Source organism: Acidovorax sp. 94 (assembly GCF_003634645.1).
In the GTDB taxonomy this organism is placed as follows: domain Bacteria; phylum Pseudomonadota; class Gammaproteobacteria; order Burkholderiales; family Burkholderiaceae_C; genus Acidovorax; species Acidovorax facilis.
On record NZ_RBJA01000001.1, the window covers coordinates 4,820,280 to 4,840,785 of the forward strand.

General features: G+C 66.4%; 16 protein-coding genes. 14 read left to right on the forward strand and 2 right to left on the reverse strand.

Annotation, left to right across the window (positions count from 1 at the left end; all coding sequences use genetic code 11):
- Positions 1-8 precede the first annotated feature (8 nt).
- The 14 genes from C8C94_RS22230 to C8C94_RS22295 all read left to right on the forward strand — a co-directional run bounded on the left by C8C94_RS22230 (position 9) and on the right by C8C94_RS22295 (position 16,732).
- Positions 9-1,208, forward strand: coding sequence for an acetyl-CoA C-acyltransferase (locus tag C8C94_RS22230; protein WP_116748882.1), 1,200 nt, complete (start codon positions 9-11; stop codon positions 1,206-1,208).
- Between the two features lie 289 nt (positions 1,209-1,497).
- Positions 1,498-2,388 (forward strand): alpha/beta fold hydrolase, encoded by an 891-nt coding sequence (locus tag C8C94_RS22235; protein ID WP_121422255.1) that lies wholly within the window; start codon positions 1,498-1,500, stop codon positions 2,386-2,388.
- 27 nt (positions 2,389-2,415) lie between these two features.
- Entirely contained in the window at positions 2,416-3,288 is an 873-nt protein-coding gene (locus tag C8C94_RS22240) for an acyl-CoA thioesterase II (RefSeq protein ID WP_121422256.1), read from the forward strand.
- A 74-nt stretch (positions 3,289-3,362) separates the two neighbouring features.
- On the forward strand, positions 3,363-4,139 hold the full coding sequence (locus C8C94_RS22245; protein WP_056745366.1) for an enoyl-CoA hydratase: 777 nt from the start codon (positions 3,363-3,365) through the stop codon (positions 4,137-4,139).
- A gap of 1,079 nt (positions 4,140-5,218) precedes the next feature.
- Positions 5,219-5,956, forward strand: a complete 738-nt coding sequence (locus C8C94_RS22250) for a TetR/AcrR family transcriptional regulator (protein WP_121422257.1) — start codon at positions 5,219-5,221, stop codon at positions 5,954-5,956.
- A 28-nt stretch (positions 5,957-5,984) separates the two neighbouring features.
- The gene (locus C8C94_RS22255; protein ID WP_121422258.1) at positions 5,985-6,914 is read left to right on the forward strand and encodes an SDR family oxidoreductase; all 930 of its coding nucleotides are present in this window, start codon (positions 5,985-5,987) and stop codon (positions 6,912-6,914) included.
- Positions 6,911-8,524, forward strand: coding sequence for an acyl-CoA carboxylase subunit beta (locus C8C94_RS22260; RefSeq protein WP_121422259.1), 1,614 nt, complete (start codon positions 6,911-6,913; stop codon positions 8,522-8,524). The genes C8C94_RS22255 and C8C94_RS22260 overlap by 4 nt, the downstream gene beginning before the upstream one ends.
- Before the next feature lie 23 nt (positions 8,525-8,547).
- Complete coding sequence (locus C8C94_RS22265; protein WP_121422260.1) at positions 8,548-9,678, forward strand: DNA alkylation repair protein; 1,131 nt, start codon at positions 8,548-8,550, stop codon at positions 9,676-9,678.
- A gap of 53 nt (positions 9,679-9,731) precedes the next feature.
- The gene (locus tag C8C94_RS22270; protein WP_121422261.1) at positions 9,732-10,907 is read left to right on the forward strand and encodes an acyl-CoA dehydrogenase family protein; all 1,176 of its coding nucleotides are present in this window, start codon (positions 9,732-9,734) and stop codon (positions 10,905-10,907) included.
- Between the two features lie 190 nt (positions 10,908-11,097).
- On the forward strand, positions 11,098-11,910 hold the full coding sequence (locus tag C8C94_RS22275; protein WP_121422262.1) for an enoyl-CoA hydratase/isomerase family protein: 813 nt from the start codon (positions 11,098-11,100) through the stop codon (positions 11,908-11,910).
- Positions 11,911-12,019: 109 nt separating this feature from the next.
- Complete coding sequence (locus tag C8C94_RS22280) at positions 12,020-13,954, forward strand: biotin carboxylase N-terminal domain-containing protein (protein WP_121422263.1); 1,935 nt, start codon at positions 12,020-12,022, stop codon at positions 13,952-13,954.
- Entirely contained in the window at positions 13,951-15,123 is a 1,173-nt protein-coding gene (locus C8C94_RS22285; protein ID WP_121422264.1) for an acyl-CoA dehydrogenase family protein, read from the forward strand. Before C8C94_RS22280 ends, C8C94_RS22285 begins: the two co-directional genes overlap by 4 nt.
- Positions 15,124-15,137: 14 nt before the next feature.
- Positions 15,138-16,019: a 3-keto-5-aminohexanoate cleavage protein gene (locus C8C94_RS22290; RefSeq protein WP_121422265.1), complete on the forward strand. Its 882-nt coding sequence runs from the start codon at positions 15,138-15,140 to the stop codon at positions 16,017-16,019.
- Between the two features lie 17 nt (positions 16,020-16,036).
- The gene (locus tag C8C94_RS22295) at positions 16,037-16,732 is read left to right on the forward strand and encodes a DUF1643 domain-containing protein (protein ID WP_147433293.1); all 696 of its coding nucleotides are present in this window, start codon (positions 16,037-16,039) and stop codon (positions 16,730-16,732) included.
- Positions 16,733-16,865: 133 nt separating this feature from the next.
- On the opposite strand, the gene C8C94_RS22300 is transcribed toward C8C94_RS22295, so the two are convergent.
- Entirely contained in the window at positions 16,866-19,037 is a 2,172-nt protein-coding gene (locus tag C8C94_RS22300; protein WP_121423033.1) for a 3-hydroxyacyl-CoA dehydrogenase NAD-binding domain-containing protein, read from the reverse strand.
- Between the two features lie 182 nt (positions 19,038-19,219).
- The gene (locus C8C94_RS22305) at positions 19,220-20,425 is read right to left on the reverse strand and encodes an acetyl-CoA C-acetyltransferase (protein ID WP_121422267.1); all 1,206 of its coding nucleotides are present in this window, start codon (positions 20,423-20,425) and stop codon (positions 19,220-19,222) included.
- Between the last annotated feature and the right edge of the window lie 81 nt (positions 20,426-20,506).

The following is a 20,506-nucleotide window of genomic DNA, read 5'->3' on the forward strand; positions in this document are numbered from 1 at the left end:
GTTTCACCATGGCTCAAAAACAAGTCCAGGACGCCTACATCGTCGCCGCCACGCGCACGCCCATTGGGCGCTCGGGCCGCGGCTATTTCAAGAACACCCGCCCCGACGATCTGCTGGTCGCCGCGATCAAGAGCGCCATGCTGCAGGTGCCCACGCTGGACCCCAAGGCGATTGAAGACGCCATCATCGGCTGCTCGTTCCCCGAAGGCGAGCAGGGCATGAACATGGCCCGCATCGCCGTGGGCCTGGCGTTTGACCACCCCGTGGGCGGCGTGACCGTGAACCGCTTTTGCGCATCGGGCATCACCGCGCTGCAGATGGCGGCTGACCGCATCCGCGTGGGCGAGGCCGACGTGCTGATCGCCGGCGGCGCCGAGTCCATGAGCCTGGTGCCCATGGGCGGCAACAAGCCCTCGTTCAACGCCGAGATCTTTGCGAAGGACGAAAACGTGGGCATCGCCTACGGCATGGGCCTCACGGCCGAAAAGGTCGCCCAGCAGTGGAAGGTGAGCCGCGAAGCGCAAGACGCGTTTGCCCTCGAATCCCACCTGCGCGCCATCAAGGCGCAAAAGGCCGGGGAGTTCAGCGACGAAATCACGCCCTTCGAAATCGTGGAGCGTTCGCCCAATCTCGCTACCGGCGAAGTGGTGGAAAAGCGCCGCACCGTGAGCCTGGACGAAGGCCCTCGTCCTGATACGTCCCTGGAAGGCCTGGCCAAGCTCAAGCCCGTGTTTGCGGCACGTGGCAGTGTCACGGCGGGCAACAGCTCGCAGACCAGCGATGGCGCCGGTGCCCTCATCGTGGCCAGCGAAAAGGCCGTGAAGCAGTTTGGCCTGACGCCCCTGGCGCGTTTTGTGAGCTACGCAGCGCGCGGCGTGCCGCCCGAGATCATGGGCATTGGACCGATCGAAGCGATTCCTGCGGCCCTGCGTTATGCGGGTCTCAAGAGCGATGACATTGGCTGGTACGAGCTGAACGAGGCGTTTGCGGCCCAGTCGCTGGCGGTGATCAATACGCTGGGCCTGAACCCTGCGAACGTGAACCCCATGGGTGGCGCGATTGCATTGGGGCACCCGCTGGGGGCGACGGGTGCGATCCGCGCAGCGACGGTGGTGCATGCGCTGCGTCGGCACAAGCTGAAGTACGGCATGGTCACGATGTGTGTAGGTACCGGCCAAGGCGCCGCCGGCATCATCGAAGCTTTGTGAGTTAGCTGGCTACTGCGCGGGCCATCTGCGTCGTTGGGCGGTGCTCGGAATCCTCACGTACAGGAAGTACGTTCCGGTTCCTGTGCTCCGTCCGCCTAGCAGCTGATCCCGCTCGCTACGCCCTTGAGGGTGGGGTATGAAGGCAGGGGGAAGTGCGGTGATAGACGTTGGTTGCTTTCACTGACCCCCCAACCCGTTCGGGCTGAGCCTGTCGAAGCCGGGGCCCATCCTCAGCGATAGTTTTCTTTTTCAAGCCGACGCAGATCGGTTTCGACACAAGGAGACAGACATGAACAAGCAAACCTTGCAGGTCAACGGTGCAGTGTCGCTGGCACTGCGTGTCTACGAACCCGAGGGCGCACCGCGCGCCAGCGTTGTCATCGGCGGCGCGATGGGGGTGCGGCAGTCGTTCTACGAGGCCTTTGCGCTGTGGATGGCGCAGCAGGGGTTTCGGGTCACCACGTTCGACTACCGGGGCCACGGCGATTCGCTGCAGGGCGCCATGCGCGATGTGAAGGCGGATCTGTTTGATTGGGCGCAGGACTATGAGGCGGTCATCACAGCCGCCAAGGCTGCGCTGCCGTCGCAGCCGCTGTATTTGCTGGGCCATAGCCTGGGCGCGCAGTTGCCGGGCTTGCTGAAAAAGCCCGAACAGGTGGCGGGCCTGCTCAGCGTGGCTGCAGGCAGCGGCTACTGGCGTGACAACGCGCCGCAGCTCAAGCGCATCGTTCCGTATTTCTGGTGGGTGCTGGTGCCGCTGGCCACGCGGCTGTGCGGGTACTTTCCGGGGCGCACGCTCAAGAAGGTGGGCGACCTGCCTGCTGGGGTGATCCTGCAGTGGCGGCGCTGGTGTCTGGACCCTGCTTACAGCGTGGGGGCAGAGGGGCCTGCGGTGGCGCAGAGTTATGGCGCGGTGCGGTTCCCGGTGCTGGCGCTGTCGATGGCGGACGACGAGCTGATGACCTTGCGCGGCACGCACAACCTGGTGAACCTGTACGCCAACACCGAACGCCGGGTGGAGAGCATCACGCCGGCCGACCTGCAGGTGCGGCGCATTGGGCACTTTGGTTTCTTTCGCGACCAATTCCGCCAAAGCCTGTGGCCGCGCGCAGCGGCTGCGCTGGCCACGCTGGGCGGCGGCGTGATGCCCCACGGCGAAGTCTCCGGTACGACGGCCTGAGCGGTCGTTTCGCGGCACACTTGCAGCATGACTTCCTCTTCATCCATTTCTTCGTCTGCGTCTTCGTCCTCCGCTACCCACCCGCTGGACGAGGCGCTGCAACTGACGGCCTCGTCCGCTGCGGCGGGCCAGTACGAAGGGCAGACCCATCCCGGTTACTGGAACATGGTGGGCCCGTTTGGCGGCATCACCGCTGCCACGCTGCTGCAGGCCATCTTGCAGCACCCCGATCGGCTGGGCGACCCGCTGTCGCTCACAGTCAACTACGCGGGCGCTTTGACCGCTGGTGCGTTCACGGTGCAGGCAACTCCTGTTCGCACCAATCGCTCCACCCAGCACTGGACGCTGTCGATCCTGCAGGCCGGTGCCGACGGCGCGCAGGTGGTCACTACCACGGCCACCGCCGTCACGGCCGTGCGCCGCGAGACCTGGAGCGTGGGCGATGTGCCCATGCCGCAGGTGCCCCCACCTGCAGAGCAAAAAGCCATCGTTGCCCCCTTGGGCGCTGTGGAGTGGCTCAACCGCTATGAGATGCGCCCCATCGCTGGCTTCATCCCGCGCACCTGGGACGGCAGCGGCGACCACAGCCTGACCCAGCTGTGGATGCGCGACACACCACCGCGGCTGATCGACTTCGTGGCGCTGTCCGCATTGGCTGATGTGTTCTTCCCCCGCGTGTGGCTGCGCCGTGCGCGCCAGGTGCCTGCGGGCACGGTGTCGATCACCGTGTACTTCCACGCCACGGCAGAGCAGCTGCAGACCACGGGCACGGGCTTCCTGCTCGGCCAGGCGCGCGGGCAGGAGTTCCGCAACGGTTTCTTTGACCAGACCGTGCAGCTGTGGAACGAGGCTGGCACCATGCTGGCCACCAGCCATCAGATCGTTTACTACAAGGAATAGGAAGTCGGTCTGTTGCCCTGTGCCGTACCGCATTCCTCTCGTCCCAATCCATCCGACCCGGAACCTCCATCACCATGACCGAAGCCACCCAAGACATCCTCGTCCACTCCGAAGCGGGCGTGACCACCATCACCTTCAACCGCGTGGACAAGAAGAACTCCATCACGCGCGACATGTACGCCGCCATGGCTGATGCGCTCGACGCCGCCAAGGCCGATGCCAGCGTGCGCGTGGTGGTGTTCCAGGGCGATGTGGCGATCTTCAGTGCGGGCAATGACATTGGCGATTTCTTGCAGCAGCCGCCCGCCACGCAGGACTCGCCCGTGTTCCGTTTTCTGCGCGGCATCGCCACTTTCCCCAAGCCCGTGATCGCTTCGGTCTGCGGCCCGGCCGTGGGCATCGGCACGACCATGCTGTTCCATTGCGACCTGGTCTATGCGGGCGACAACGCGGCGTTCTCCATGCCATTCGTCAATCTGGGCCTGTGCCCCGAGGCCGCATCCAGCCTGTTGGTGCCGCAGATGCTGGGGTACCACCGCGCTGCGGAAGCCTTGCTGTTGGGCGAGCCGTTCATGGCCGAAGCCGCGTTGGAAGTGGGGCTGGTCAACCGCGTGGTGCCGCCGACCGAGTGCAATGGCGTCGCACAGGCGCAGGCGAAGAAGCTGGCAGCCAAGCCGTTGTCGTCGCTCATCGAAACCAAGCGGTTGATGAAGGGTGGGCAGACGGCGAAGGTGCTGGAGGTGATGGCGGAAGAGGGCGAGAGCTTTGGGCGCATGTTACGTGAGCCTGCGGCGCGGGAGGCGTTTTCGGCGTTTATGGAAAAGAGAAAGCCTGATTTCAGCAAGAGCTGAAATCAGGACGCCGCGTGAGCGGCGAGGACCGCGCAGCGGGCCGGAGATCTTTCGCTAAAAGCGCCGGCCGGATTCCGGAGCTCTCTGGGTTCTCGGATTTTGGTCAATTTGGCTACTGGCGCTTATCTAGCAAGCGCTAGCAGCTATTGTTTTTGTAGTTTTGAGTCTTTTCTCAACCGTTCGGGCTGAGCTTGTCGAAGCCTTGGCGTGTTGATTTGAAAAGCATGCATGTGTTCAGGGCGGAGGCCGGGTTGTCGCCCCGGCGGGCGAGTATCTTTCTTTCGCGTCGCCGAAAGAAAGTCACCAAAGAAAGGGCGACCCCCAGTCTGCGACCCCTTCGCGGTGCGAAGGGGCAACCTGCGTCGGGGCGGTTGCGGGGTGCGCCGTGGAACTCGCTTTGCGCTGGCGCGCGCCGCTCGGACAACCACGGCGAGTCAGTTCACGAGGCATGGGCGCTGCGACGCCCATGCTCACCCCGCAACCGCCCCGCCGCAGGCGCAGCCAGCAGGGGTGGGGAGCCGAACAGCCGAACAGCCACACGGGCCATTGCTGCGCTCGGCCCCGCCTGCGCAGCGCGAGGCGCTTGCGCCCGCGAGATGGTGCCGAGCAAAGCGATGGCCCGGATGGATGTCCGACTCGCGGGTTCCCTTCTGGATGCGCCTGGGGCGCACAGGGCGCGGGGTGGCATGCGCGTCGGAGCGCGCATGCTTCGTGAACTGACTCACCGCAGTTGTCCGAGCGGAGCGCCAAAGGCGCGCAGCGAGTTCTGCGGTGCACCCCGTGACCGAGCACCCCAGGTTGCCCCGTAGCGCAGCGAAGGGGTCGCAGACAGTAGGGTCGCCCTTTCTTTGGTGACTTTCTTTCGGCGACGCGAAAGAAAGTTACTCGCATGCCGGGCGACTCCCGGCCTCCGTCCTTTGCACAAGCACTCCATTCGATTCCAAATACATAACAAATCAGGGATGAATCGCAAGCGCCGCACCTCAAACAGCACCCCATCGCAATGAGTATCAGACAAGTCATCTATTTTTACAAAGCACTTGCTTGCTAAAAATAAACAGTTTTGCTATCGTGCCTGCATGGATTCACCCGTGCCGCGCACCAGCGCCATCGCCCCCGCTCCCAAGAAACCACCGGCCCGCACTGGCAGCAAGGCGGTAGCTTCCTCCGACGCCAACGCAGTCGCTGCAGAGGCAACCCCCACCCGCCGCCCCCGCGGCCGCCCCCGCAAAACCGCCGAAGAACTCGACGACGGTAACCGCCGTCGCAAGCTCATGGACGGCGCGGCCAAGCTCTTTCGCACCCAGGGCTTTGCCGCCACCAGCACGCGCGACATTGCTGCGGCGGCAGGCATGCACAGCGGCTCGCCGTTCTACCACTTCGAAAGCAAAAGCGCGCTGCTCTACGCCGTGATGAGCGAGGGCATGACCATGGCCACGCAAAGCCAGCAGCAGGCACTCGATGCGCTGCCCGCCGCGGCCACGCCGCGCGAGCAATTGCACACGCTCATTCGCCACCACTTTGAGATCCTGCTCGGGCCGCGCAGTAGCTTCATCCCAGTGATGCTTTACGAGTGGCGTTCGCTCACGCCTGCGCAGCGCAAGGGCATTGCCCGCATCAAGGACAGCTACGAGGCCACCTGGATGCCTGTGCTGGAAGCGCTGACACAGCAGGGTGCGCTGCAGGCCGAGCCCGGTGTGGCGCGGTTGTTCATCTTTGGGGCGCTCAACTGGGCGGTGCAGTGGTTCTCGCCCAAAAAGGGCAAGTCGCTCGACGCGCTCACCGACGAGGCGCTGGCCTTGTTCATCCGCTCATAACAAACAACCCCACCAAGGCAGAGTCACCATGGCCCCCACCGCGCGCAACGCCTACCAGTCTGTGTTTGCTCCGGGCCTGTTCCAGGGCCAGGTGGTGGTGGTCACCGGTGGCGGCTCGGGCATAGGCCGTTGCACGGCGCACGAACTGGCGCACCTGGGCGCGCATGTGGTGCTGGTGGGGCGCAAGCCTGAGAAGCTGCTGGCCGTGGCCGAAGAGATCACTGCCGATGGCGGTCGCGTGTCCTGCCAGGTGTGCGACATCCGCTCGGAAGAAGGTGTGGTCGCGCTGGTGCAACAGATCCTTGCTGCGCAGGGCCGCATCGATGCGCTGGTCAACAACGCGGGCGGGCAGTTCATGTCGCCGCTCGAATCCATCAGCGCCAAGGGCTGGGAGGCTGTGTTGCACACCAACCTTACCGGCGGCTTTTTGATGGCGCGTGAGTGCTACCGGCAGTGGATGGCGCAGCACGGCGGCTCAGTAGTCAACATCGTGGCCGACATGTGGGGCTCCATGCCGGGCATGGGGCACAGCGGGGCTGCGCGCGCGGGGATGGTCAGCTTGACGGAAACGGCAGCGCTGGAATGGGCGCACAGCGGTGTGCGCGTGAACGCCGTGGCGCCGGGTTACATCGCCTCCAGCGGCATGGACAACTACCCGCCCGAGGCGGCAGACATGCTGCGTGCCATGCCGCGCACGGTGCCGCTCGGGCGCTTTGGCAACGAGGCCGAGGTGTCGGCGGCCATCACCTTTTTGCTCAGCCCGGCAGCCAGCTTCATCAGCGGCACCACGCTGCGGGTGGACGGCGCGAGGCCCCAGGTGCGTATGGGCTGGCCGCAGCGCCCGCCTGGTGCCACCGCCGCAGCACACCCGGCTGTGCGGCCATTTGACGGCTTTCACCGCGCGCAGGTGCCGCAGGTGTTTGCACCTTCCCACACCCCCAAGACCGAGGCCGCATGACCGCCGTCTTCACTTCCCGATTCAACCCAGGCAGTGCCGAGGCCACGCAGCGCCGCGCAGCACTGCAGGCCCGCTTGGATGCGCTGCGCGCGCTGGAAGAGCGTGCCGCCGCAGCATCGGCCCGGTCGCTGCCCCAGTTTGAAAAACGCGGCCAGCTGCTGCCGCGCCAGCGCGTGGCGCTGCTGCTGGATGCGGGTGCGCCCTGGTTGCCGCTGTGCACGCTGGCGGGCTACCTGCAGGATGTGAAAGACGCCGAGAAGTCTGTGCCCGGTGGCGGCATGGTCGCGGGCATCGGCTTTGTCAGTGGCGTGCGCTGCATGGTGGTGGCCAGCGATTCGGGCATCGAGGCGGGTGCCATCCAGCCCATGGGCCTGGAAAAGATCTTGCGCGTGCAGGAGATCGCGCTGCAAAACCGCTTGCCGTTCATCCACCTGGTGGAGAGCGCAGGCGCCAACCTCATGCGCTACCGGGTGGAGGGCTTCGTGCACGGCGGCACGCTGTTCCGCAACCTCGCGCGGCTGTCGGCGGCGGGCATTCCGGTCATCACTGTGCAGCACGGCTCGGGCACCGCAGGCGGCGCCTACATGCCGGGGCTGTCGGACGTGGTCATCATGGTGCAGGGCCGCTCGCGCGCCTTCCTGGCCGGGCCGCCGCTGCTCATGGCTGCGACGGGCGAGATTGCGACGGAAGAGGAACTGGGCGGTGCCGAGATGCACACCGCCGTCTCGGGTCTGGGCGAATACCTGGCCCAGGACGACCGTGAGGCCATCGGCCTGGCGCGCGATGTGGTCGCGCAGCTGGGCTGGAACACGGCCCCGCGACCCAGCGCGCCCGCACCTCTCTTGCCGGCAGACGACCTGCTGTCCCTGATGTCTGCCGACCTGCGCCAACCCGTGGACATGCGCGAGGTGATGGCGCGGCTGGTCGACGGCTCGGAACTGCTCGAATTCAAGGCCCGCTACGGCATGGCCACCGTCTGCGCCCAGGGCCACATCCAGGGCCATGCGGTGGGCTTCATCAGCAACAACGGCCCCATCGACGTGGCAGGCGCGAACAAGGCCACGCATTTCATCCAGTGGATGTGCCAGCTGGGCCACCCCATCATCTACCTGCAGAATACCACGGGCTACATGGTGGGCAAGGACAGCGAGCAGGGCGGCATGATCAAGCACGGCAGCAAGATGATCCAGGCCGTGACCAACGCCACCGTGCCGCAGATCACCATCCAGTGCGGCGCCAGCTTTGGTGCGGGCAACTACGGCATGTGCGGGCGGGGTTATGCGCCGCGCTTTCTGTTCAGCTGGCCCGGCGCCAAGACGGCGGTGATGGGCGGCGAACAGGCTGCGCGCACCATGCAGATCGTGACCGAGGCGGCGCTCGCGCGCAAAGGCATCACGCCCGACCCGGTCGAATCGCAGGCCCAGTTCGACAAGATCGTCGCCATGTTCGAGGCCCAAGCCGATGCGTTCTACACCAGCGGTCTGCTGCTAGACGACGGCGTGATCGACCCGCGCGACACGCGCGCCGTGCTGGCGTTTTGCCTGGATACCTGTGCCGAGGCGCAGGCGCGCACGCTGCGGCCCCTGAGCTTTGGCGTGGCGCGGATGTAAGCGCTGAGCAGGCAATCCCTACGATGGCCGAGCCTCTCAAATACCTGCTGAACGACACCGTGCCGCCGTGCATTGCGGCCATGGTGCGGCGCGCGTGGCGCAAGTTCGATACCACCGCGTTTCTGCAGCAGGTAGAGCCCGGCTACGAATCGCTGGAGCTGATGGCGCGCGGCCAGCGCATTGCGCAGGCACTGCATGCTCACCTGCCGCGAGACGTGCCGCGTGCGCTGGGCGTGCTGGTAGATTCGATGGACCCACCCATGGGCCTCGATGCCGCCGGCGAGCCCGACGCGGGTGACCGCCCGTACAGCGCCTTTTTGTACCTGCCGCACAGCATCTACGTCGGCACACACGGCCTGCCGCATTTCGAGGCGGCCATGGCCGCGCAACACGCGCTCACCCAGCGCTTTACGGCAGAGTTCTGCATCCGCCCCTACCTGCTGCACCACCAGGGAGCCACGCTAGCGCGGCTGCGCGACTGGGCGCAGGACGACAACGCCCATGTGCGCCGTCTGGTGAGCGAAGGCACGCGGCCCCGCCTGCCCTGGGCGCCGCGTTTGCCTGCATTCCAGAACAACCCGCAACTGGCCCTGCCGTTGCTCGATGCGCTCAAGGATGACCCATCGTCCTACGTGCGTCGCTCCGTGGCCAACCACCTGGGCGACATCGCCAAGGACCACCCCGACCTGGCCGTGGGTACCGCGCGCACCTGGCTGCAAGGCGCACTCGCCCCGCGCGAGGCCCTGGTGCGCCACGGCCTGCGTTTTCTCATCAAACGCGGCGACGCTGGCGCGCTCGATGCCCTGGGCGTGGGCCATGCTGTGGCGCTGGACGTGCGGGCCGCGCGCGTGCTGCCCGCCCGCGCACGCATTGGCGACAAGGTGCGCATCGAGGCGGAGCTGCACAACCCCACACCCCAGCCCCAGCGCGTGCTGGCGGACCTGAAGGTGCACTACGTCAAGGCCCACGGCGGCGCGGCGCCCAAGGTGTTCAAGCTGCAAACGCTGGACATACCTCCCGGCGCCACCGTGGCGGTGGGCAAGACGCTGTCGCTGCAGCAGATGACCACACGCACCCACTACCCCGGCGCGCACCAGGTGGAGCTGGTGCTCAACGGGCGGCCCCAGCCGCTGGGGCAGTTTCAGCTTTCGTGATCGAGGTTTGCAGGCACACAAACATACAAACGCAACAGCAGGAGACAAGCACCATGCAGTTCACACACGAGCACCGCGAGATCCAGAAGACCCTCAAGCGCTTCATCGACGAAGAGATCAATCCCCATGTGGACGAATGGGAGGCTGCTGAGATCTTCCCCGCGCACGAGGTCTTCAAGAAGATGGGCAACCTGGGCCTGCTGGGCCTGTGCAAGCCCGAGGAATACGGCGGCCAGGGGCTGGACTACTCCTACAGCCTGGCCATGGCCGAGGCGTTGGGCCACATCCACTGCGGCGGCGTGCCCATGGCCATTGGCGTGCAGACCGACATGTGCACCCCGGCGCTGGCCCGCTATGGCAGCGAAGAGCTCAAGCGCAACTTTCTGGCCCCTGCGATTGCGGGCGACATGGTGGGCTGCATCGGCGTGAGCGAGCCTGCGGCGGGCAGCGACGTGTCGGGCATCAAGAGCGTGGCGCGCAAGGACGGCGACGACTACGTGATCACCGGCCAGAAGATGTGGATCACCAACAGCCTGCAGGCCGACTGGATGTGCATGCTGGTGAACACCGGCGAAGGCCCCGTGCACAAGAACAAGAGCCTGGTGATGGTGCCCATGCGCGATGGCCCGGGCGGCAAGCTCACCAAGGGCATCGAGGTGGCGCAAAAGATCCGAAAGATCGGCATGCACAGCAGCGACACCGGCTTGATCTACTTTGACGAGGTGCGCGTGCCGCAGCGTTACCGCATCGGTGCCGAGGGGCAGGGCTTCATCTACCAGATGCAGCAGTTCCAGGAAGAGCGCCTGTGGTGCGCCGCCAGCACGCTCGAATCGCTGAACCACTGCATCCAGTGGACCATCGACTACGCGCAAGAGCGCAAGCTGTTTGGCAGCACGCTGGCCGACCAGCAGTGGGTGCAGTTCAAGCTGGCCGAGCTCAAGACCGAGGTCGAAGCGCTGCGCGCGCTCACCTACCGCGCCTGCGACCTGTATGTGAACGGGCAGGACGTGCTGGAGCTGGCCAGCATGGCCAAGCTCAAGGCCGGCCGCCTGAACCGCGAGGTGCCCGACACCTGCCTGCAGTTCTGGGGCGGCATGGGCTACACGCTGGAGAACAAGGTCTCGCGCATGTACCGCGACGGGCGGCTGGCGTCGATTGGCGGGGGGGCCGACGAGGTGATGCTGGGCATCCTCGCCAAGCTCATGGGCATTGCGAAGCGACCCGTATGAGAGGCAAAAGGTTGTCCCTGCAGCGTGATGCGCGCGCAGTACTGCCCCTCTCCCCTCGCGGGAGAGGGGTTGGGGAGAGGGGGCTGATTTGGCGCTGCCTCCCAGTCCGGCTCCCCCTCTCCCCAGCCCTCTCCCGCGAGGGGCGAGGGAGTGAATGCAGCCCGCTGAGCGCGAGCAATGGAGCACGCAAATGACCGCTACTGTTTTGCTCATCGACCGCAATCCGCTGCGCAGCGGTAGCGTGGAAACCTGGACGCTCAACGACCCCGCCAGCCGCAATGCGCTTTCAGAAGCCATGGTGGACGCCCTGCTGGCCGCGTGCGAACGGGCAGCGGCCGATGCCGACTTGCGTGGCGTGGTGCTACGAGGTGCCGGTGGTCACTTCTGCGCGGGGGGCAGCCTGGGCGGTTTTTCCAAGACCATCGGCCAGCCCCTGGCTGCCGGCGAAGCCGATCCACTGGTGCCACTGAACCGCCGCTTTGGCACGCTGCTGCAGGCGCTGTGTGCGCTGCCGCAGTGGTTCATCGTGGCGGTCGAAGGCGCTGCGATGGGCGGAGGTTTTGGCTTGGTGTGCTGCGCTGACCAGGTGCTGGCCCACCGCGGTGCGCAGTTCGCCACGCCCGAGGTCACGTTGGGCATCGTGCCTGCGCAGATCGCGCCCTTTGTGGTCCGGCGCCTTGGCCCGCCTGCTGCGCGGCGGTGTTTGCTGACAGGGGAGCGCTGGGATGCTGCTGCCGCCCTGCGTTTGGGCCTGGTCGATGACGTGGTGGAGGGCGACATGGATGCGGCTGTACGGGCTGCCATCGCACGCCACGCCGCCGCCGCACCCCAAGCTGTAGCCGCCACCAAACGTTTGTTGCTGGCCCAACCCGAAACGCCGTTGCCCGCGCTGCTTGACGAAGCGGCAATTGCTTTTTCGCAGGCGCTGCGTGGCCCCGAGGCTCCGCAAGGGCTGGCGGCGTTTGCTGCGCGCAAGGCGCCTCCCTGGAGTGCGAAGCCATGAAAAAAATCCTCATCGCCAATCGCGGCGTTCATGCCGCAGGCATGGCGAAGCAAATTGCCCGCGCACGCGAAGCGTGCAGGCGGGCGATGGAGCCGCGAGGGCACAGCCTATGAAAAAGATCTTCATCGCCAATCGCGGCGAAATCGCCCGCCGCATCATCCACACCGCCCACCGCATGGGCATCGAAACGGTCGCGGTCTATTCCGACCCCGATGCCAACGCCCTGCACGTGCGCGAAGCCACCCAGGCCGTAGCGCTGGGTGGCGAAACCAGCGCCGACACCTACCTGCGCACCGACAAGCTGCTGGCCGCCGCCCGTGTCACCGGCGCAGATGCCGTGCACCCCGGCTATGGCTTCCTCAGCGAGAACGCCGACTTCGCCCAGGCCGTGGTCGATGCGGGCCTGACCTGGATTGGCCCCCCGCCCGGCGCCATCCGCGCGCTGGGCAGCAAGGCCGGGGCCAAGGCGTTGGCCCAGTCGCAGGACGTGCCCTGCCTGCCCGGCTATGCGGGCGACGACCAGAGCGACGAACGTTTTGCCGTTGAGGCTGCGCGCATCGGCACGCCCCTCATGGTCAAGGCCGTGGCGGGTGGGGGAGGGCGCGGCATGCGCCTGGTCACCGACCTGTCGCAGTTGCCTGCCGCACTGGCCAGTGCCCGGTCGGAGGCGCTGGCGGGTTTTGGCTGTAGCGACCTGCTCATCGAACGCGCACTGCTGCAGCCGCGCCATGTGGAGGTGCAAGTCTTTGCCGACTCCTACGGCGCGTGCATCCACCTGGGCGAGCGCGATTGCTCGGTACAGCGCCGCCACCAGAAGATCATTGAAGAGTCCCCCAGTCCGGCCGTGGACGCAGCGCTGCGCGAGCGCATGGGCGCCTGCGCCGTGGCGCTGGCACAGGCCGCTGGCTATGTGAGCGCTGGCACGGTGGAGTTTTTGCTGGATGGTGAAGACTTCTTCTTGATGGAGATGAACACCCGCCTGCAGGTGGAGCACCCGGTGACCGAAGCGCTCACGGGGCTGGACCTGGTGGAATGGCAAATCCGCGTGGCGCGGGGTGAGCCGCTGCCGCTCACGCAAGATCAGGTGCATCTGCAAGGCCACGCCATCGAAGTGCGCCTGTGTGCCGAAGACGCGCACTTCCGCCCCCACACCGGCCGTGTGCTGCAGTTCAGCGCACCACCGGCTACCGCGTTTGAACGGGCCGCGCCGGGCGCGCTGCGCTTTGACCACGCGCTGGAGGAAGGGGCAGAGGTCACGCCTCACTACGACGCCATGCTGGGCAAGCTCATCGTGCACGCGCCCACGCGGGCCGAGGCCGTCGCCGCGCTGGTCCGAGCGTTGCAGGGCACCCGCGTGCTGGGCTTGCCCACCAACCGCGCGTTTCTGGCGGCCTGCCTGCAGCACCCCGTGTTTGCCAGCGGCCAGGCGCTGGTGCCGTTCCTGGCGGAGCATGCCCAGGAGCTGCAGCAGTTGCTATCAAATGATGAGCTATCAGTGCATATTCCTTCGGCGCTATCGGCCATTTTTGCTTCAAATCCGACGTCGGACCTGCCTTGTGCCATGGCCCGGCCCCTGCGGCTGCGCCACCAGGGCGAGGTGCACTCCATCGCCGTACGCGAGCTGGGCGGTGGGCGGCTGCTGGTGGAACAGGCAGGGGCGGAGCCTGTGACTTTACAACTGCCCCAGCGCGGTGTGCACTGCGTGGCGGTGGGCCCCCGGCGCTGGCACTGGCACACCGGCGGCGTGGACGGCTGGGTGGAAGACGCATCGTGGGAACCCGCTGCGCGCGCGGGTGCGGCGGGCGGTGCGACGGAGCTGCGCGCGCCCTTCAACGGCAAGGTGGTCGCGCTGCCTGTGGCCGCAGGCCAGGCGCTGGCGGCGGGCGACACCGTGGTGGTCATCGAATCCATGAAGCTCGAACACAGCCTGGCCAGCCCCGCAGCCATCACGCTGGCCGAGTTGCTGGTAGCGCCCGGCCAGCAGGTTTCGCCCGGCCAGGTGCTGGCCCGCTTTGCACCCGCCACGCAAGGAGCGCCCGCATGACCGCCACGTCCGACGCGACCCCTGTGAGCAACGAAGACCGCACTGCCCTCACCGACACCGTCACTCGCTTTGCGCGCACCGAGATCGCACCGCATGTGGACGCGTGGGACGCGGCCGGTGAATTCCCCCGCAGCCTGTACCTCCGCGCGGCCGACCTGGGCCTGCTGGGCCTGGGTTACCCCGAGCAGTACGGCGGCACGCCCGCCACCTACCAGCTGCGCCTGCCACTGTGGCGCGCGCTCAGCCGCCACGGCGCCAGCGGCGGCGTGCTGGCCAGCCTGCTGTCGCACAACATTGGCTTGCCGCCCGTGCTGGCCCATGGCAGCGACGCGGTGCGTGCCGAGGTCATTCCACCGGTGCTGGCGGGCGAGCAGATTGCCGCACTGGCGATCACCGAACCCGGTGGCGGGTCCGACGTGGCCCAGCTCAAGACCACCGCGCGGCGCGAGGGTGATGAGTACATCGTCAACGGCGAAAAGGTGTTCATCACCTCTGGCATGCGCGCGGACTGGATCACGGTAGCTGTCAGAACGGGAGAAGCTGGAAGCAAGGGCAGCGCAGGCATCTCCATGCTGCTTATCCCCGGCCACAGCATAGGCCTGTCGCGCAGCAAGCTCGACAAGATGGGCTGGCTGTGCTCCGACACCGCCCACCTGCGGTTTGACAACGTGCGCGTGCCCGCCCGCTACCTGCTGGGCGAAGAGGGCGCGGGCTTTCGCATCATCATGACCAACTTCAACGGCGAGCGTTTTGGCCTGGCCGCATCGGCCCTGGGCTTTGCCGAAGCCTGTTACGACGAGGCCCTGGCCTGGGCGCGCCAGCGCAAGACCTTTGGCGCCGCGCTGGTGGAGCACCAGGTCATCCGCCACAAGCTGGTGGACATGCAGATGCGCATCCAGTCCACCGCCGCATGGTGCGAAACCGTGGCCGCGCAGGCCGATGCGGGCCACACCGGCCCCGAGTGGGTAGCGAACGTGTGTCTATTGAAGAACCACGCCACCCAGACCATGCAGTTTTGCGCCGACCAGGCCGTGCAGATCCTGGGCGGCATGGGCTTCATGCGCGGCACCGTCAGCGAGCGCATCTACCGCGAGGTCAAGGTCATGATGATCGGCGGCGGTGCGGAAGAAATCATGAAAGACCTGGCTGCCAAGCAGCTCGGCATTTGAAGGAGACACGCCCCATGCACAGCACCGACCACGGCAACAAAGCCATCATCACCTGCGCCATCACCGGCGTGCTGACGGACCCCGGCCAGCACCACGTGCCCGTCACGCCCGAGCAACTGGCAAAAGAAGCCCGCCGCGCCTACGACGCTGGCGCCGCCGTGGTCCACGTGCATTTCCGCAACCAGGAGCCCGGCAAGGGCCATCTGCCCAGCTGGGACCCACAGGTGGCGCGCGACTGCGTGCAAGCCATGCGCGAAGCCTGCCCCGGTTTGATCATCAACCAGACCACCGGCGTGGTCGGCCCCAATTACCAAGGCCCGCTCGACTGCTTGCGTGCCACCCGCCCCGAGATGGCCGCGTGCAACGCCGGCTCGCTCAACTACCTGAAGGTGCGCAGCAACGGCACCTGGGCCTGGCCGCCCATGCTGTTCGACAACCAGCCCGCCAAGGTCAAGGACTTCATCAACGTGATGCTGGAGACCGGCACGTTGCCCGAGTTCGAATGCTTTGACGTCGGCATCGTGCGCTGCGTGGAAATGTATGTGCAGACCGGCATGTACACCGAGCGCCTGCCCGAATACAACTTTGTGATGGGCGTCGAATCCGGCATGCCTGCGGACCCGGATCTGCTGCCCATATTGCTCAAGCTCAAAATCAAAGACGCCCCCTGGCAAGCCACCGTCATCGGCCGCAGCGAGATCTGGCCCGTGCACCAGCGCGTGGCCGAACTGGGCGGGCACCTGCGCACGGGGCTGGAGGACACGTTCTATCTGCCGGATGGGACCAAGGCGGATTCGAATGGGCCGTTGATTGAGAAGCTGGCGGAGTACGCGCGCAACGCGGGACGGGAAGTGGCTTCGCCGCAGGAGGCGCGGGGGATGTTGAGGTTGTTGTGAGCGAACTGGTACCCGCCATGAGCCCTCGGTTCATTGCCGCGCGTCAACTTAAGGAGCGATTCGCCGCCTTCGGCCATTTCTACGAATTGCCAACGGACGCAGGCCCCGTGCCTTGTCGCAGCGTTCTGGAACTGGTCTCGCATGCGCGGGCCGCATCTTTGGGTGAAGGGCGGCGAGGCCTGCCCAACGCCGTTTTCGTGATGATGAATCCGGGCTCGTCCTGGCCCTTGCAAGGCGGCTGGGATGGCGCCGCGCCGCGCAGCACCCCCAAACGTCTGGTCTTGGCCAAGCCCGACACAACGCAATACCAAGTGATGCGGGTGATGGACCGCATGAGGTGGGAACAGGTCCGCGTCATCAACTTGTCCGACCTGCATGAATCGCGTAGCAGCGAGTTCGTGCGCCGCTATCCCGCCCTAGGCCAAGCCCATTCGATCTTCTCTGCCGGGCGCCGTGGTGAGCTGGCGCGTGAACTGCAACGCCAGGACGGGGCTCCGCTGGTGTTGGCTTGGGGCGTGCATCCCCGTCTGGCTCCGCTCATCGCGCAGGCGCTGCCGTTGTTGAAGGAGGCTGGGCCGTGCTTGGGCGTGCAGCGGCCCGACGTGGCGGGCGGCGGGTACTTTCACCTTCTTCCCCAGTTGCAGGGCGACAAGCTAGCTAGGGTCGATGCGTTGTGTGAGCAGTTGCATCCTTGCAAATTGATCGTGGAGTAATCAATTTGCAAAGAAGGCCCTTTTGCTTTCTAGTGAAATGGGGTTGTGGTGCTTGATGTGTAAGCGCCGCAAGATATCAAATACGTAGCATTTCAGGCCTGAATAGGCTTGACCACGAATCCGTGCTCCGGCGTCACAACGCGGGCCTGAACTTCTCGATCACCTCCCGCACTTTCGCATCCATCGCGAAGCCCTCGCTGTGCTTTGCCGCGAGCTCATCCGCCCGGTGCAGGAAGGCATCCACGCCTGTGCCGTAGATGAACTGCATCGCCCCTCCCGTCCACGCCGGAAACCCAATCCCAAAAATCGACCCGATGTTCGCGTCATGCACGCTGGTCAGCACGCCCTCGGCCAGGCAGCGCGCGGTTTCGATGGCCTGGCGGTAGAGCAGGCGGTCCTGAATCTCCTGCACGCTCCATTCCACGCCGGGCTTTTCGAACAGAGGTTTCAGCTCCGCCCACAGGTGCTTCTTGGCGCCCGCGGGGTAGTCGTAAAAGCCGCCGCCACCGGCGCGGCCGGGGCGCTTCAGCTCTTTGACCATGCGCTCCACCAGCAACTCGCCGGGCGTGGCGGTGTAGGTCTTGCCTTCGGCCGCGTAGTCGGCGCGGGTCTGGTCCAGAACGTGCACGCTCAGGGTCAGCGCGGTTTCGTCCAGCACGGCCAGCGGGCCCACGGGCAGGCCGGCCTGCATGGCGGCGTTTTCAATGGCGGCGGCGGGGATGCCTTCGCCCAGCATGGCGGCGCCTTCCATCACAAAGGTGCCGAAGGTGCGGCTGGTGTAGAAGCCGCGGGAGTCGTTGACCACGATGGGCACTTTGCCCAGGGCCTGCACGTAGTCGAAGGCGCGGGCCACGGTTTCGTCATCCGTTTGTTTGCCGCGGATGATTTCCACCAGCTTCATCTTGTCCACGGGGCTGAAGAAGTGGATGCCGACAAATTTCTCGGGCCGGCTGCTGGCCGTGGCCAGGCCGCTGATGGGCAGGGTGGAGGTGTTGCTGGCAAAGAAGCCGCCGGGCGCAAGTTGCGGCTCGGCTTCTTGCGTGACCTTGGCCTTGAGGTCGCGGCTTTCAAACACAGCTTCGATGATGAGGTCGCAGCCCGCCAGGTCGGCCGCGCTGGCGGTGGGCGTGATGCGGGCCAGCAGCGCCTGCTGGGCTTCGGCGGTCATGCGGCCCTTGTCCACGCGGGCCTGGGTGAGTTTGGCGCTGTAGGCCTTTCCGGCCTCGGCCTTCTCCGCGCTCACGTCCTTGAGCACGGTGGCGATGCCCCGGCTGGCCTGGGCCCAGGCGATGCCTGCGCCCATCATGCCGGCGCCCAGGATGCCGACCTTTTGGGGTTTGTAGCGCGGGGCCGTGCCCGGGCGCGACTTGCCGCTCTTGATCGCGTTCATGTCGAAGAAGAACGTGTTGATCATGTTGCGCGCCACGGGGCCGGTCATCAGGCGGGCGAGGTAGCGGCTTTCGATGCGCAGGGCGGTGTCGTAGTCCACCATCGCGCCTTCGACCATGGCGGCGAGCGCGGCCTCGGGCGCGGGGTAGCGGCCGCGCGTGGTCTTCTTGAGCATGGCGGGCGCGACGGTGAGGGCGCCTGCAATCTTGGGGTTGGCGGGCGTGCCGCCGGGCATCTTGTAGTTCTTGTCGTCCCACGGCTGCACGGCGTGCGGGTGGGAGGCGATGTGGGCCAGCGCGGCGGGCAGCAGCTGATCGCGCGTGGCCACCAGCTCGTGCACCAGTTGTAGCTCCAGCGCTTCGGCGGGGTTGAAGAGCTTGCCTTCCAGGATGTAGGGCTGCGCACCCATCAGGCCCAGCAGGCGCGTCATCTTGGTCACGCCGGTGGCGCCAGGCATCAGGCCCAGCGTGACCTCGGGCAGTCCGAACTGGATCTTGGGGTCGGCCACGGCGATGCGGTAGTGGGCGACCAGCGCTACCTCCCACCCGCCGCCCAGCGCCGCGCCGTTGAGGCAGGCCACCACCGGGATGCCCAGCGTTTCGAGCGTGCGAAAGTGCTTCTTCATGTGCTCGATCTCGCCAAACGCGCTGGGCGCATCGGCGGGCGTGAGGCGCATGGTGGCCTTGAGGTCCGCACCGGCAAAGAAGCTGGTCTTGGCCGATGCCAGCACGATGCCTTTGAGCGCAGTGCCCAGGCGTTCGCGGTCGCCCAGCACCTGGGCCGTGACCTCGCCCAGCTCTTGCTGCCACTGGCGGCACATGGTGTTGACGGGGGAATTGGTTTCGTCAAACGTGATGACGGCGACCTGGCCTTCGGTGCCCTGGGCGGGGATGAGTTCGTAGCGGATGGTTTGCATGCTGATGTCTCCGAATCTGTAATGCGGCATAGCGCAGCTATGGGGCGCTGCCTTAGATGAAGCGTGGCCGAGGCCAGCGGACGCCGTGGAACTGGCTTTGCCAGGCCAGTGGCGTCGTCCCCTTCCCATCGCGCAGCGATGAGAGAAGGGGGAAGCGGCGCAGCCGCTCAGGGGGTTGTTCCTCATACGCGCTCAACGATGGTGGCGATGCCCATACCGCCGCCCACGCACAGCGTGGCCAGGCCGTAGCGCTGGCCCCGGCGGTGCAGTTCGTCAATCAGGGTGCCGAGGATCATGGCGCCCGTTGCGCCCAGCGGGTGGCCCATGGCGATGGCGCCGCCGTTCACGTTGACCTTGTCGTGCGGTACGCCCAGCTCGCGCATGAAGCGCATGGGCACGGCGGCGAAGGCCTCGTTCACTTCGAACAGGTCGATCTGGTCGATGGTCATGCCCGCGCGGGCCAGCGCCTTTTTGGCGGCGGGCACGGGGCCGGTGAGCATGATGGTGGGGTCGGCGCCGCTGAGCGCGGTGGCCACGATGCGCGCGCGCGGCGTGAGGCCATGGGCCTTGGCGGCAGCCTCGTTGCCGATGAGCACGGCGGCGGCGCCGTCCACGATGCCCGACGAGTTGCCCGCGTGGTGCACGTGGTGGATGCGCTCCACCTGCGGGTAGCGCTGCAGCGCCACGGCGTCAAAGCCCATGCCGCCCAGTTGCTCGAACGAGGGCTTGAGCGCACCCAGGCCTTCCAGCGTGGTCTTGGGCTTGATGAATTCGTCTTCCGCCAGGATGGTCTGGCCGATGAAGTCGCGCACGGGCACGACAGAGTTCTTAAAGTAGCCCGCGGCACGCGCGGCGGTGGCGCGGCGCTGCGATTCGAGTGCGAAGGCGTCCACGTCGGCACGGGTGTAGCCGTCCAACGTGGCGATCAGGTCGGCGCCGATGCCTTGGGGCACGAACAGCGTTGCGGAGTTGGTGGCGGGGTCTTGCGCCCAGGCGCCACCGTCGGAGCCAATGGGCACGCGGCTCATGCTCTCCACGCCGCCGGCCACCACCAGGTCCTCCCAGCCGCTGCGCACCTTCTGCGCGGCCAGATTCACGGCTTCGAGGCCCGAGGCGCAGAAGCGGTTGACCTGCACGCCCGCACAGCGAAAGTCCCACCCGGCCTTGAGCGCGGCCACCTTGGGTAGCACCGAGCCCTGCTCGCCCACGGGCGAGACGATGCCCATGACGACATCGTCCACCGCCGCCGTATCAAAGCGGTGGCGCGCTTGCAGTTCGGTCAGCAGGCCCACCAGCAGGTCGATGGGCTTGACCTCGTGCAGGGTGCCGTCCTTCTTGCCCTTGCCGCGCGGGGTGCGCAGCGCATCGAATACATAGGCTTCGGTCATGAATGGTCTCCGGTGGTTTCTCTAAACTTCAAGCAGTGCGGCGGTAAAGCCGCTAGGCTGGCTCACGCCACTACAAGGTGC

Excerpts from the sequence above, each read along its gene's own strand:
- C8C94_RS22245 (WP_056745366.1), top strand. The coding sequence starts at position 3,363 with ATGACCGAAGCCACCCAAGACATCCTCGTCCACTCCGAAGCGGGCGTG.
- C8C94_RS22290 (WP_121422265.1), top strand. The coding sequence starts at position 15,138 with ATGCACAGCACCGACCACGGCAACAAAGCCATCATCACCTGCGCCATC.
- C8C94_RS22280 (WP_121422263.1), top strand. The coding sequence starts at position 12,020 with ATGAAAAAGATCTTCATCGCCAATCGCGGCGAAATCGCCCGCCGCATC.
- C8C94_RS22265 (WP_121422260.1), top strand. The coding sequence starts at position 8,548 with ATGGCCGAGCCTCTCAAATACCTGCTGAACGACACCGTGCCGCCGTGC.
- C8C94_RS22295 (WP_147433293.1), top strand. The coding sequence starts at position 16,037 with ATGAGCCCTCGGTTCATTGCCGCGCGTCAACTTAAGGAGCGATTCGCC.
- C8C94_RS22260 (WP_121422259.1), top strand. The coding sequence starts at position 6,911 with ATGACCGCCGTCTTCACTTCCCGATTCAACCCAGGCAGTGCCGAGGCC.
- C8C94_RS22300 (WP_121423033.1), bottom strand. The coding sequence starts at position 19,037 with ATGCAAACCATCCGCTACGAACTCATCCCCGCCCAGGGCACCGAAGGC.
- C8C94_RS22240 (WP_121422256.1), top strand. The coding sequence starts at position 2,416 with ATGACTTCCTCTTCATCCATTTCTTCGTCTGCGTCTTCGTCCTCCGCT.
- C8C94_RS22285 (WP_121422264.1), top strand. The coding sequence starts at position 13,951 with ATGACCGCCACGTCCGACGCGACCCCTGTGAGCAACGAAGACCGCACT.
- C8C94_RS22255 (WP_121422258.1), top strand. The coding sequence starts at position 5,985 with ATGGCCCCCACCGCGCGCAACGCCTACCAGTCTGTGTTTGCTCCGGGC.
- C8C94_RS22270 (WP_121422261.1), top strand. The coding sequence starts at position 9,732 with ATGCAGTTCACACACGAGCACCGCGAGATCCAGAAGACCCTCAAGCGC.
- C8C94_RS22305 (WP_121422267.1), bottom strand. The coding sequence starts at position 20,425 with ATGACCGAAGCCTATGTATTCGATGCGCTGCGCACCCCGCGCGGCAAG.
- C8C94_RS22230 (WP_116748882.1), top strand. The coding sequence starts at position 9 with ATGGCTCAAAAACAAGTCCAGGACGCCTACATCGTCGCCGCCACGCGC.
- C8C94_RS22235 (WP_121422255.1), top strand. The coding sequence starts at position 1,498 with ATGAACAAGCAAACCTTGCAGGTCAACGGTGCAGTGTCGCTGGCACTG.
- C8C94_RS22275 (WP_121422262.1), top strand. The coding sequence starts at position 11,098 with ATGACCGCTACTGTTTTGCTCATCGACCGCAATCCGCTGCGCAGCGGT.
- C8C94_RS22250 (WP_121422257.1), top strand. The coding sequence starts at position 5,219 with ATGGATTCACCCGTGCCGCGCACCAGCGCCATCGCCCCCGCTCCCAAG.